The sequence below is a fragment of the Mesorhizobium sp. M5C.F.Cr.IN.023.01.1.1 genome (assembly GCF_003997585.1).
GTDB classification, from domain to species: Bacteria; Pseudomonadota; Alphaproteobacteria; order Rhizobiales; family Rhizobiaceae; genus Mesorhizobium; species Mesorhizobium wenxiniae.
The window spans coordinates 39,068-51,430 of sequence record NZ_RZSU01000045.1; the positions used below are offsets into that span (position 1 = coordinate 39,068).

General features: G+C 63.3%; 8 protein-coding genes and 1 pseudogene. 1 reads left to right on the top strand and 8 read right to left on the bottom strand.

Annotated elements, in window-relative coordinates; all coding sequences use genetic code 11:
• Window positions 1-31: 31 nt before the first annotated feature.
• The 8 genes from EOA78_RS18885 to EOA78_RS18920 form a co-directional block, all read right to left on the bottom strand.
• Window positions 32-850 (bottom strand): thermonuclease family protein, encoded by an 819-nt coding sequence (locus tag EOA78_RS18885; RefSeq protein WP_348628490.1) that lies wholly within the window; start codon window positions 848-850, stop codon window positions 32-34.
• A 39-nt stretch (window positions 851-889) separates the two neighbouring features.
• A complete protein-coding gene (locus tag EOA78_RS18890; RefSeq protein ID WP_127209416.1) occupies window positions 890-1,540 on the bottom strand; it encodes a helix-turn-helix transcriptional regulator in 651 nt (216 codons plus the stop codon).
• A gap of 82 nt (window positions 1,541-1,622) precedes the next feature.
• On the bottom strand, window positions 1,623-3,842 hold the full coding sequence (locus EOA78_RS18895; RefSeq protein WP_127316437.1) for a 3-hydroxyacyl-CoA dehydrogenase NAD-binding domain-containing protein: 2,220 nt from the start codon (window positions 3,840-3,842) through the stop codon (window positions 1,623-1,625).
• A gap of 14 nt (window positions 3,843-3,856) precedes the next feature.
• A complete protein-coding gene (locus tag EOA78_RS18900; RefSeq protein ID WP_127316438.1) occupies window positions 3,857-5,065 on the bottom strand; it encodes an acetyl-CoA C-acetyltransferase in 1,209 nt (402 codons plus the stop codon).
• Window positions 5,066-5,082: 17 nt separating this feature from the next.
• Entirely contained in the window at window positions 5,083-5,538 is a 456-nt protein-coding gene (locus tag EOA78_RS18905; RefSeq protein ID WP_127316439.1) for an OsmC family protein, read from the bottom strand.
• 8 nt (window positions 5,539-5,546) lie between these two features.
• Window positions 5,547-6,719: an acyl-CoA dehydrogenase family protein gene (locus EOA78_RS18910; protein WP_127316440.1), complete on the bottom strand. Its 1,173-nt coding sequence runs from the start codon at window positions 6,717-6,719 to the stop codon at window positions 5,547-5,549.
• A 53-nt stretch (window positions 6,720-6,772) separates the two neighbouring features.
• Window positions 6,773-8,569: an acyl-CoA dehydrogenase gene (locus EOA78_RS18915; protein WP_127316441.1), complete on the bottom strand. Its 1,797-nt coding sequence runs from the start codon at window positions 8,567-8,569 to the stop codon at window positions 6,773-6,775.
• Window positions 8,570-8,880: 311 nt separating this feature from the next.
• Window positions 8,881-9,342, bottom strand: coding sequence for a MerR family DNA-binding transcriptional regulator (locus tag EOA78_RS18920; RefSeq protein WP_127316442.1), 462 nt, complete (start codon window positions 9,340-9,342; stop codon window positions 8,881-8,883).
• 472 nt (window positions 9,343-9,814) lie between these two features.
• On the opposite strand from EOA78_RS18920, the pseudogene EOA78_RS18925 reads away from it, so the two are divergent.
• A pseudogene (locus tag EOA78_RS18925) lies at window positions 9,815-12,363 on the top strand (peptidoglycan-binding protein); the annotation flags it as partial.

Here is a 12,363-nt window from a genome sequence, read left to right on the forward strand (position 1 = left end):
GCGCTCTACGGCATCGCAGAAACCCGCGCGCTCATTCAGAAGGCGCTGGCTGGTCAGCTGGCGGCGTAGCCGTCGTCTCGGTTGGCGGCGTAGCCGTCGCCGACGGATCGAGAATCAGCTGCGTCGGCTGCGCTGCCGCGACAGGTGCTGGTGCCGGAGGCAGGCCGGCGAGACTGGGCGCCGGCCCGAAAATGCCCTTCATCGCCGTACGCGCCTTCTCGCCGGCCTCGACGTAAGGGCCACCCTCGGCTGCGCGCGCCCAGCCGTTTTCGATCAACCACAGACCGACATCCTGGTTGCCAACGCGGCATTCGGCGGCGATCAGGTCGCGGCCGCCTTCGGGCGGCACCGCGCAAACCACCGCCCGGCCGCGTAAGAAAGCACGGAACGCCGTTCGCGCCCGGCTGCCGCACGTCCAAGACTTGCCGCCATCGGCGCAAGTCTCGTCCTGCCTGACGATGTCGATACCCGAAATCGCGACCGAGTAGCCCTTGGCCTCGATCATACCGGCGGCCGGCGCAACCGGCTGGAACAGTTTTGTCCCGTTCCAGTCGTCGGGCATTTTCAATTTGGGCGGTTTGGCCAGCGCTAGGTCACTCAGCGGCGCGCGCGGCTCGACCCGTTCAAGCTCTTCGGGCTGAAGCGGCGGCGGCGCGACGACCTCGGGATCGATGGCCCTGGAATGCGCCTCCGGCCTCGCCGCTTTGGGGCGCGGGATCGCGGCGGTGGCAGGCGCGTCGGATTGCGCCGCCATGCCGGCCTGCGCTCGAGCCGCGACACGGCCGTTTTCGCCTTGAAGCACGGCGCGGCCGCCGGCGCCGATCGCGGCCCCCATTACCAAGATCGTCAACACCGCAGCAGCTGCATGAAGCGGACGCACTGGCGGCCCCTACTGGCTTGCCCAGACAATCCGCGCCACCCATTCGACATCGCGCATAGGGATGTCGCGGTCCGGGTGATCGGGATTGAGCGAGACCAGCATGATCGACTTCGACGACTGACGGTCCAGCACCTTGGCCATGACCTCGCCGGCATTGGTCTTGACGACGACCCGGTCGCCCTTGCGGGTGGCAGCGCCCGGCTCGACGATCAGCACATCGCCATTGCGGTAGAGCGGCAGCATGGAATCGCCCTGGACCTGCAGCGCATAGGAGGTTTCGGTCGCCTGTGCCGGAAGCTCGATCAGGTCCCAGCCCTGCCCCGCCGGAAAACCGGCATCATCGAAGAAGCCGCCGGCGCCGGCCTGGGCGAAGCCGAGCAGCGGCACCGAAGACCTCTGTGGGGGCAAAGATCCGGGAACGGGCTTGCCGCGGCCTTCGACCAGTCCCGTGAATTCGTCGAGCGAGGCGCCCGTCGCCTCGATGATCTTGGCCAGCGATTCGGTCGACGGCCAGCGCGGCCGCCCGTCCGAGGACAGCCGCTTCGACTTGTTGAAGGCAGTCGAATCAAGGCCCGCTCGCTTCGCCAGCCCGGAGGCCGAGAGCGAATAGCGCTCGGCGAGAGCATCGATGGCGGCCCATACGCGGTCATGCGAGAGCACTTTTGCTCTCCTTCAGAACAGGAAAAAATACCTTCTCCGTTCTAACCGGTGGCCGTGATTTTGTCCACCACCGAAGGCGGCGTCACGCCGCCTTCTTGGCTTCGCTCCTGGCATAGGGATCGAAGCGTTCGTAGAAAGTCTCGCCCTTCTCCGCCATGTCGAGCAGGAGCTTCGGCGCCTTGAACTCGGCGCCGTACTTCTTTTGCAGGCCCTTGGCGATCTTGACGAATTTCTTTGAGCCGATGCCGTCGATGTAGGACAGCACGCCGCCGGTAAAGGGCGCGAAGCCGAAGGCGAGGATCGAGCCGACATCGGCTTCGCGCGGATCGGTGACGATGCCCTCCTCCATCACCCGCGCCGCCTCTAGCGCGATGGTGACCAGGAGCCGCTGCTTCAGTTCCTCATAGTCGACCTTTTCCGGCGCCAACTGCGGATAGAGATCCTTCAGGCCCGGCCACAACTTCTTCTTGGCAGGCTTTTGCGGATAGTCGTAAAAACCCTTGCCGTTCTTGCGGCCAAAGCGACCATGCGTATCGACCAGCGTGTTGATCAGCGCCATCTGCTTCGGGTCGACCGCGTTTTCGCCGAGATCGCGCATGGTCTGCTTCATGATCTTCTGCGCGAGGTCGATCGCCGTTTCGTCCGTGAGCGCCAAAGGACCGACCGGCATGCCGGCGGCCTTCGCCGCATTCTCGATCATCGGCGCCGGAACGCCCTCGATCAGCATCTTGTAGGCTTCCGACATGTAGCGCAGCACGCAGCGGTTGACGTAGAAGCCGCGCGTGTCGTTGACGACGATCGGCGTCTTCTTGATGGCGCGGACGAAGTCGATCGCGGCGGCCAGCGCCTTGTCGCCCGTCTTCTTGCCCAAAATGATCTCGACCAGCATCATCTTGTCGACCGGCGAGAAGAAATGGATGCCGATGAAATTCTTCGGCCGCGCCGAATTCTTCGCCAGCGACGTGATCGGGATGGTGGACGTGTTCGACGCGAAGACCGCCGACGGCTTCAGCATGGCCTCCGCCTTTTCGGTGGCGTCCTTCTTGACGCCCGAATCCTCGAACACCGCCTCGACCACCAGGTCGCAGCCTGCGAGGTCGGCATAGTCTGCCGTCGGCGTGATCAGCGACAGCAGCCTGTCCTTGTCCTCTGGCTTGGCGCGGCCCTTCCTGACCTGATCCGAGATCAGGCCGTCCGAATGCGCCTTGCCCTTGGCGGCAGCTTCAATGTCGCGGTCGAGCAGCACCACCGGAATGCCGGCCTTGGCCGTAACATAGGCGATGCCGGCGCCCATGAAGCCGGCGCCGAGCACGCCGATCTTCTTGAACTTGGTTTCCGGCACGCCGGCCGGGCGGCGTGCACCCTTGTTCAGTTCCTGGAGCGAGACGAACAGCGAGCGGATCATCGCCGCTGCTTCCCTGGTCTGCATGATCTCGGTGAAATAACGCTGCTCAATGCGCAAGGCGATGTCGAACGGCACCAGCAGGCCTTCATAGACGCATTTCAGGATGGCGGCGGCGGCAGGGTAGTTGCCATGGGTCTCGCGACGCAGGATGGCGATTGCCGGAGGCCACAGATTGGCGCCGGCCACCGAATAGACTGGGCCGCCGGACAGCTTGAAGCCCTTCTCGTCCCACGGCGCCACCGGTTTCAAGCCATTTCTGATCATGGCCTTGGCGGTCTCGACCAGCTTCTGCGGCTCGGCGATCTCGTGGATCAGGCCCATCGACTTGGCCTTTTGCGGCGACAGCGTCTGGCCGGAGGTCAGCATCTGCAGCGCCTGCTGCTGGTCGGTCAGCCGCGGCACGCGCTGGGTGCCGCCGGCGCCCGGGAAGATGCCGATCTTCACTTCGGGGAGCGCCATCTTGACCTTGTCGGAATCGGCCGCGACACGGCCATGGCAAGCGAGCGACAACTCGAATGCGCCGCCCATGCAGGTTCCGTTGATCGCCGACACCCACGGCTTGCCTGAGGTTTCCAGTTTGCGAAACAGGCCGGTCATATAGCCGGCATTTTCGAACAGCGCCTTGGTCGCCTTGTCCAGGTCCTTGGCTTTGTCGGCGGCGAAGGTCGCCAACATCTTCTGCAGCATGGTGATATCGGCGCCGCCAGAGAAACTATCCTTGCCGGAGGTGATCACCGCCCCCTTTATCGCCGCGTCGCTCGCCACCTTGTCGACGATGGCGTTCAGTTCCAGCATCGCTTCTTCGGTGAAGACGTTCATCGAGCGGCCAGGCATATCCCAGGTGACCAGCGCGATGCTGTCAGCGTCGATGTCGAGGGTGAAATTGGTGTAGCTCATCGTCTTTCTCCCGGTCAGACGCGTTCGATGATCGTTGCGGTGCCCATGCCGGCGCCGATGCAGAGCGTCACCAGCGCGGTGTTCAGGTCGCGGCGCTCCAGTTCGTCCAGCACCGTTCCGAAGATCATCGCACCTGTGGCGCCGAGCGGATGGCCCATGGCGATGGCGCCGCCATTGACGTTGATCCTATCGTGCGAAATGTCGAAAGCCTGCATGTAGCGCAGCACCACCGAGGCGAACGCCTCGTTGAGCTCGAACAGGTCGATGTCCGACAGCTTCATCCTGGCGCGCTTCAGCAGCTTCTCGGTCACGTCGACTGGACCGGTCAGCATCAGCACCGGTTCCGAGCCGATATTGGCGAATGCACGGATGCGCGCGCGCGGCTTCAGGCCGAGCGACTTTCCAGCCTTCTTGGAGCCGAGCAGAACGGCCGCCGCGCCATCGACGATGCCGGACGAATTGCCGGCGTGGTGGACGTGATTGACCTCCTCCACCTCAGGATGCTTCTGCACTGCGACGGCATCGAAGCCGCCCATTTCGCCGGGCATGACGAAGGACGGGTTGAGTGCCGCCAGCGACTGCATATCGGTCGCGGGCCGCATGTGCTCGTCGTGGTCGAGGATGGTCAGGCCGTTCTGATCCTTGATCGAGATCACCGAATTCTTGAAGCGGCCCTCGCCCCAGGCTTTGACGGCACGCTTCTGGCTCTCGACCGCATAGGCGTCGACATCGTCGCGCGAAAAGCCGTATTTCGTGGCGATCAGATCGGCCGAGATGCCTTGCGGCACAAACCAGCCCGGCAGGCCGACGGAAGGATCCATGAACCAGGCGCCGCCGGATGCGCCCATGCCGACGCGCGACATCGATTCGACGCCGCCGGCGATGACGATCTCGTCGGCGCCTTGCGCGATCTTGGCCGCGCCGAAATTGATGGCGTCCAGGCCAGAGGCGCAGAAACGCGAGATCTGCATGCCGGGCGCTTTCGTGTCGTAACCCGCCTCGAAGGCGGCGGCACGCGGAATGACAGAACCCGCCTCGCCGACCGGGTCGACGCAACCGAAGATGATGTCGTCGACGGTGCCGGTATCCAGCCCATTGCGGTCGCGGATCGCCTCAAGCACCTTGGCGCCGAGCCGCACCGCCGGCACCTCGTGCAGCGAGCCGTCCTTCTTGCCCCTGCCGCGCGGCGTTCGCACTGCGTCATAGACATAAGCTTCGGCCATTGGTGATCTCCTGTGATCTAGAATCGGGGTTCGACCACCACTTCGGTCCGCACCGAATTGGCGATGAAACAGGCGTCATGCGCCTTGTGGTGAATGCTCTCGATTGTAGCTACGTCCGCGTCGCATTCGACGAGCGGACGAAGGGTTACATGTGTGATGGCCGTGCGCCCTTCAGCATTCTTGGCCATCAGGCCTTCGGCTTCATCGTGATAAGATCGGACACTGACCTTAGCGCGTTTTGCCAGGTCCAGGAACCAGAGCATGTGGCAAGAAGAAAGCGAAGCGACGAACAGTTCTTCCGGATCAACGTTTTTTGCGTCGCTGAAAGGTGCCGCCACGATCGTCGGCGATGCGGAAGCGGAGACGGCCGCGCCGCCATCAAAATGAAGTTCATGGACGCGGGAATACCGGCCGGAGAGGAAATCCTCCCCTGCTCCCGGCTTCCAGCGAAGCTCAGCAAAATGCTTCGACATGCGACCTCCTAAAGGCTCCGCCCGATCAGCAATTTCATGATCTCGTTGGTGCCGCCGTAGATGCGCTGGACGCGGGCGTCGCGGAACATGCGGGCGATCGGATACTCATTCATGTAGCCATAGCCGCCATGCAATTGAAGGCACTCGTCGATGACTTTTCCCTGCAGGTCGGACAGCCAGTATTTGGCCATCGAGGCCGTCACCGGATCGAGGCCACCATTGATGTGGCGGGCGACGCAGTCATTGTAGAAGACCCGGCCGACGGTTGCCTCGGTCTTCAGTTCGGCCAGCTTGAACTGGGTATTCTGGAATTCGATAATCGCCTTGCCGAAGGCTTTGCGCTCCTTGACGTAGTCGATGGTCAACGCCAGCGCCCGCTCGATCATGGCCACGGCGCCGGTGCCGATCTGCAGCCGCTCTTGCGGCAATTGCTGCATCAGCTGGACGAAGCCCTGGCCTTCCTCGTGGCCGAGCAGATTGGAGGTCGGCACGCGCATATCGTTGAAGAACAGTTCCGACGTGTCGTTGGCCTTGAGCCCGATCTTGTCGAGGTTGCGGCCGCGCTCGAACCCTTCCACCTCGTCGGTCTCGACGACGATCAGCGAAGTGCCCTTGGCGCCCTTCTCCGGATCGGTCTTGGTGACGACTATGATGAAATTGGCGAGCTGGCCGTTGGTGATGAAGGTCTTCGAGCCGTTGACCTTGTACTGGTTGCCGTCCTTCTCAGCTCGCGTCTTGACGCCTTGCAGGTCGGAGCCGGCGCCGGGCTCGGTCATGGCGATGGCGCCGATCAGCTCGCCGGTCGCCAGTTTCGGCAGCCATCTCTTCTTCTGCTCCTCCGAGCCATAATGGAGGATATAAGGGGCGACAATCGAATTGTGCAGGCCGATGCCGAAACCGTCGACGCCGACGTGGCCGATCGCCTCGATGATGGCGCTCTCATGCGCGAATGTCCCGCCCGAACCGCCATATTCCTCCGGCATCGAGGCACAGAGCAGACCGGCCGCGCCCGCCTTCAGCCAGCACTCGCGGTCGACCATCTCGTTCTTCTCGAACTCGTCATAGCGCGGCGCGATCTCTTCCGACATGAAGCGGTGCGCCATGTCGTAGAGCATGCCGACCTCATCCGCCGCCCAGGCGGGTTTGGGCAAAGCAAGCACTTCGGCAGGATTTGTCGCCACGATTTCCTCCGTGTATCGACAGGTTAAGGCCGGCTGTATCGACGCTGTCGAGCTTAGAACGCTTCCGCTGGCAGTGCCATCAATGTCTCGGCGCCGCTGGAGATGCGGGCGAGGTGTGCCGACGTTTCCGGCATGATCCGCTCCATGAAGAAGCGCGCCGTCACAAGCTTGCTGTCGTAGAAGGTCGAAGGCCCATTGGCGCCACTCGCCAATTTCGCCCCGGCTGCCTTGGCCATATGCGCCCACATGTAGCCCAGCGCCACAAGGCCGAAGAGATGCATGTAGTCGGTTGAGGCGGCGCCGGCGTTGTCGGGCTTGGCCATGCTGTTCTGCATCAGCCACATCGTCGCCGCCTGCAGATCGTTGAGGCCCTTCTTCAGCGCCTTGGTGAAAGGCGCCATCTTCTCGTCGGTGCGGTTCTCCTCGCAGAATTCGCCGACCTCCTTGAAGAAGGCCTGCACGGCGCGGCCGCCATTCAAGGCCAGCTTGCGGCCGACGAGGTCGAGTGCCTGGATGCCGTTGGCGCCTTCGTAGATCATGGCGATGCGAGCATCGCGCACGAACTGGCTCATGCCGTGCTCTTCGATGTAGCCGTGGCCGCCGAACACTTGCTGCGCCATCACCGCGTGGTCGAAACCCTTGTCGGTGAGCACGCCCTTGACCACCGGCGTCATCAGGCCGGTGTAGTCGTCGGCAGCCTGGCGGTCCTTGTCGTCACTGGCACGGTGAGCGATGTCCGACTTGATCGCCGTCCACAGCGCCAGCGCGCGGCCGGCCTCGTTGAAGGCCTTCATGGTCATCAGGCTGCGGCGGATGTCGGGATGGACGATGATCGGATCGGCTTTCTTGTCCGGCGCCTTCGGCCCGGACAACGAGCGACCCTGCAGGCGATCCTTGGCATAGGACACAGCGTTCTGGTAGGCGACCTCCGACAGAGACAGCCCTTGCAGGCCGACGCCGAGCCGGGCTTCGTTCATCATCGTGAACATGGCCTTCAGCCCGCCATTGGCCTCGCCGAGCAGCGTGCCTTGCGCCTCGTCATAGTTCATGACGCAGGTCGAATTGCCATGGATGCCCATCTTCTCCTCGATCGAGCCGCAGGACACGGTGTTCTTCTCGCTAGGATTGCCTGATGCATCGAGCTTGAGCTTCGGCACGATGAACAGCGAAATGCCCTTCACGCCTTCCGGTGCGCCCTCGATGCGGGCCAGCACGAGGTGGACGATGTTGTCCGACATGTCGTGCTCGCCGGCCGATATGAATATCTTCTGGCCTGAGATCCTGTAGGTGCCGTCGCCATTGGGAACCGCCTTAGTGCGCAGCAGGCCGAGATCGGTGCCGCAATGCGGCTCGGTCAGGTTCATGGTGCCTGTCCAGGCGCCCTCGACCAGCTTCGGCAGCCAGATCGCCTTCTGCTCGTCGGTGCCGTGAGTAATGATCGCCGCGATCGCGCCCTGCGTCAGGCCGGGATACATCATCAGCGACATGTTGGCCGAAACCATGTATTCGGAAACAGCGGTATGCACCGCGTAAGGCAGACCCTGGCCGCCAAATTCGACGGGTGCGGCCAGTCCCATCCAGCCGCCATCGCGATACTGGTCGAAGGCCTCCTTGAAGCCTTTCGGCGTCCTCACCGAGCCATCGTCATGGCGCGCGCAACCTTCCATGTCACCGACGCGGTTCAGCGGCTGCATGACGTTTTCGGCGAGCTTGGCGCCCTCGGCGAGGATGGCCTCGACCACATCCGACGTCGCGTCGGAAAATCCGGGAAGGTTGGAATAGCGTTGGTAGCCCAGTACCTCGTTCAGCACAAACAGTGTGTCCTGGACCGGCGCCCTGTAGATCGGCATGCGTTTTCCTCCACCATGCGGCCTTGGCCCCGAAATCAAGCCCCAAGATGAAGTCAGGGACAGCATGCGGACCAATGTTCAGGTCGGGGATAGCAAAAGTTGACGTTTGCGTAAACGTCAATTTCTTAATGCGACAAATTTTCCCGAAGCCTCACCCGTGAGCGTAGCGGCGCTACACCGTTGAAGCCAGTGCGGAACAAATTGAAATGCAGTCATCCCGACGCAGCCGGAAGACAGAAAGAGCCGCGCGGCCAAGGCCACACGGCTCTCATTCGTCAGAAGCCCGGTCACCGGAAGCCGGCGAGATCGAATTATCCGGCGACGCTGGCCTGCGGCACCGCACGTTCGCTTAGCATCTGACGGACCGCCGCCATCGAGTTGCTCAACTCGTTGATGGCGTCGTCGATCAGCGCCCGCTGCTTCTGCAGACGGGCAAGCTGCTTCTCCGACTTGTCGAGCGCCAGTCGCAACTGCTTGGTGTTGGAGCCTGTCGGGTCATACAGATCCATCATCTGCTTGACGTCACGCAGCGAAAATCCGACCTTGCGGCCGAGCAGGATCAGTTTCAGCCGGGCCTTGTCGCGGCGCGTGTAGAGACGGGTCGAGCCGTCGCGCTGCGGATTGAGAAGGCCCTTGTCCTCGTAGAAACGCAGCGTGCGCAGCGTTACTCCGTATTTCTTGGCCATTTCGCCGATGCGGACAAGATCCTCGCCGGCTTTATCAGACACGTCATTGGTATTGGCCGCGGCTTCGCCGGGCGAAACAAGTTTCATGGTCACTGGCTTCCCCATCTGGTGGCGTCGCGGTCCCGCACCTTGCGTCGCCTGAGTGGAAGCGGGGGCGTGCTTCCACTCGTGGTTTCAACAAACAAATCGCAAACGGCACAGTCTGCACCTTTACGTTTACGTCAATTGTATACCGATAGCCGCCTCACGAAGCAAGGGCGTTGTGGGGAGGAACTTTGCCGCATCCGGCAGCGCATGGCCCGGCGGCGCTTTAGGCGGCCCGCCAACACGTTGTAACTTCTTAAGCTTAGTTAACGCGTTGTTTACCACGTTGGGCGAAATGTGCGCATGTCGGTTACCCGTGTTTATTCTGTAGCGAATTTTTCACGGTTTTTCGGAGCGCGGGTGAAACCCGGGAAGTTGGTCTTCCGCCGTAGCTAAGCCGCGCGGCCGCCTTCGTTTCCGGCAGGACTTTGGGAAACTGGTCACAAGCCAGCAGTAATTCTGAACGGGCGCATCGATGAACAGCAAGCGGTCCTATCTCGATACACTCAACGCCGGCAGGCAGCGCAGGCCGCACACCACGCTTGAACAGCTCAACCGTTCCCTGGAAACGCTGGAGCAGCGGCTGGAGCGGACGCGCGAGGACATGAGCGAGCGTCTCGATCCGCGCCGGCCGAGCGCGGAGCCGCGCTATGCCAGCGCCCGGCCCTATGAGGATCCGCGCCCCGCGCAGCCGCCGAAAAGCCCGGCGCCGGCTACCTTCGACCAGAGTTACCAGGCGATCGCCCGCGACATCGACCGCGTCCGCGGCCAAGAAGACGGCGTCGCCGTGGTCGGCAAGATCGCCGGCGAATTGCGCGGCCTGCGCGAGGAACTGCGCCACCAGATGACCGCCGGCCTGCAGCGCGAATTCGAAGCGCTGCGTAAGGACATCGAGCGGGCTTTCCAGGCAAGCGCCCAGCCGGGTGGCCAATCGGGGGGCGGCAAAGGCAGCGCCGAACTCGGCGTCGAGTTCGAGCGGCTTTCCGGCGCCATCCAGACCCTGGCCGAAAAGAGCGACGACAGAAGCGTCAACATGCTCCGGCTCGAGCTGGAGCAGGTCAAGGCCGCGCTCGACACGTTGGCGCGCGAGGAGAGCGTGCAGGCGGTCGGCCGCCGCTGGGACGATTTCGACCGCCGCTGGACCGCGTTCGAGGATCGTGTCGATGCCGATCAGCGCGAGCGGTCCGACGCACCCGGTCTTTCGATGCTGACCGACCGGCTCGAACAGATCAGCAATGCCGTCAACAATTTGCCGGAATCACTGTCGCTGCGGTCGCTCGAAGAAAAGGTCCGCACGCTTGCCGGTGCCGTCGATCATTTCGCCAGGCAGCAGGACAATCGCGGCAGCGGAACATTCGGTATGATCGACGAGCGGCTGGACGAGATTTCCCGCGCTATCGTCGCATCCACCGTCGCCGCGCAGGCCAATTCATTCGACCCCGAACCCCTCGAACGAATCGAGAAGCGAATCGCCTCGCTTGCCCAGCAGATCGAGGAAGTCACGCAAGTTCACCCGAGCGGCGAGATTATTGACCGCCTCAACATGCTGTCGAGCCGGGTCGACGATCTTGCCGGCCGGGCCAATTTGCCGGAGCAGGCGATGGAGCGTCTCGACAAGCAGATCGCGCTCATTGCCGACAAGATCGACAGGGCGCCTGCCATGCCGGATGCCGACTACATCTTCCAGGGGCTGGAGCAACGTTTCGACGTGCTGTCCGGCATGATAGAGCGCCGCCAAGGCGACGCGATCGAACAAGGCAACATGCTGTTTCGTGATCTCGAGCGCCGGCTGGACGAAGTCGTCGACAGGCTGGACCAACGTGTGCCGCAGATCGACGGGGCCGGCATCATGGACGCCATCGACGCCCGCTTCAGCGCGCTGGCCCAGCGCATGGAAACGCGCGTTCCCGATTCCGCAAGCGAAGCGGCGATCCGTGGCCTGGAAGGCCGCCTCGAAGATATTTCAAGCCGGCTGGATTCATCCGCGGCACAAGTCGCCGGCATCGACCCGGCCCTGATCCGCAGCTTGGAGGCGCAAGTCGCCGGTCTGTCGGCGCATCTTTCGAAGCCCGGCACGCCACTGCCGGAATTCGAGGACATCAGCCCCCGTCTCAACGAAATCGAGAAGTCGCTGGCTGGCACCCGCGATTCCATCCTCAGCGCGGCGCGCGAGGCAGCCGAGAGCGCCGTCCGTTCGCTGGCCGGCTCCAGTGCCAACACGGCGGCCGTCTCTGGCCTCGCTCAGGATCTGAAGACGCTCGAAGCACTGACGCGCCGTTCCGACGAGCGCAATTCGAGGACCTTCGAGGCCATTCACGACACGCTGCTCAAGATCGTCGACCGACTGGGCTCGCTGGAAACCGGCGAGGCGACCGAAGCCGCGAGCGAGTTCACGCAGCCAGCTGCGCCGGTGCGCGCGCGGGCGGCACGAGCCTCCAAGATCACGGTCCAGGACGCGCCGTCCATGGATATCGACCAGCCATTACCGCTGACTGGAGACATGGCCGACCTTGACAGCCGTGCCAATGCTATCATGCGCAATGAGCCAGACCCGCGCACGCCGGCCGAAGCCGCTGCGGCCGCGGCCATGGCGGCGCTTGGTTCGGATACGGTGACGGAGAAAAGTGAGCAGCCCGGCGGCCGGAAGTCGATTCTCGGCGGACTGGCGCGCGCCTTCAAGGGTAAGAAGGAGGCAGACGTTCCACCGCTTGCCGGCTCGGCGCCTGATGTCGAGATACCGAGCGCCGATCTCGACGAGCCGCTGGATCCGAAGGTTGCCAACCGGCCGCTGGAGCCCGGCTCCGGCCCCCCCGACCTCAACGCCATCATGAAACGCGTGCGCGACGAACGCGGACCGCCGGTCAGGGCCGGCAATCCCGATGCATCGAAATCCGACTTCATCGCCGCAGCCAGACGCGCGGCGCAAGCGGCCGCTGCCGAGGCCGACGCTCTCAAGCGGCAATCGACGATGAGCGGCCCGGTTAAGGCGCTCACGATCGGCGCTGCATCATTGCTGGCTATTTC

What these genes read in the sequence shown, in the direction of transcription:
- EOA78_RS18905 (WP_127316439.1), bottom strand. Translation starts at nt 5,538, where the DNA reads ATGTCGAAGCATTTTGCTGAGCTTCGCTGGAAGCCGGGAGCAGGGGAG.
- EOA78_RS18895 (WP_127316437.1), bottom strand. Translation starts at nt 3,842, where the DNA reads ATGAGCTACACCAATTTCACCCTCGACATCGACGCTGACAGCATCGCG.
- EOA78_RS18900 (WP_127316438.1), bottom strand. Translation starts at nt 5,065, where the DNA reads ATGGCCGAAGCTTATGTCTATGACGCAGTGCGAACGCCGCGCGGCAGG.
- EOA78_RS18920 (WP_127316442.1), bottom strand. Translation starts at nt 9,342, where the DNA reads ATGAAACTTGTTTCGCCCGGCGAAGCCGCGGCCAATACCAATGACGTG.
- EOA78_RS18915 (WP_127316441.1), bottom strand. Translation starts at nt 8,569, where the DNA reads ATGCCGATCTACAGGGCGCCGGTCCAGGACACACTGTTTGTGCTGAAC.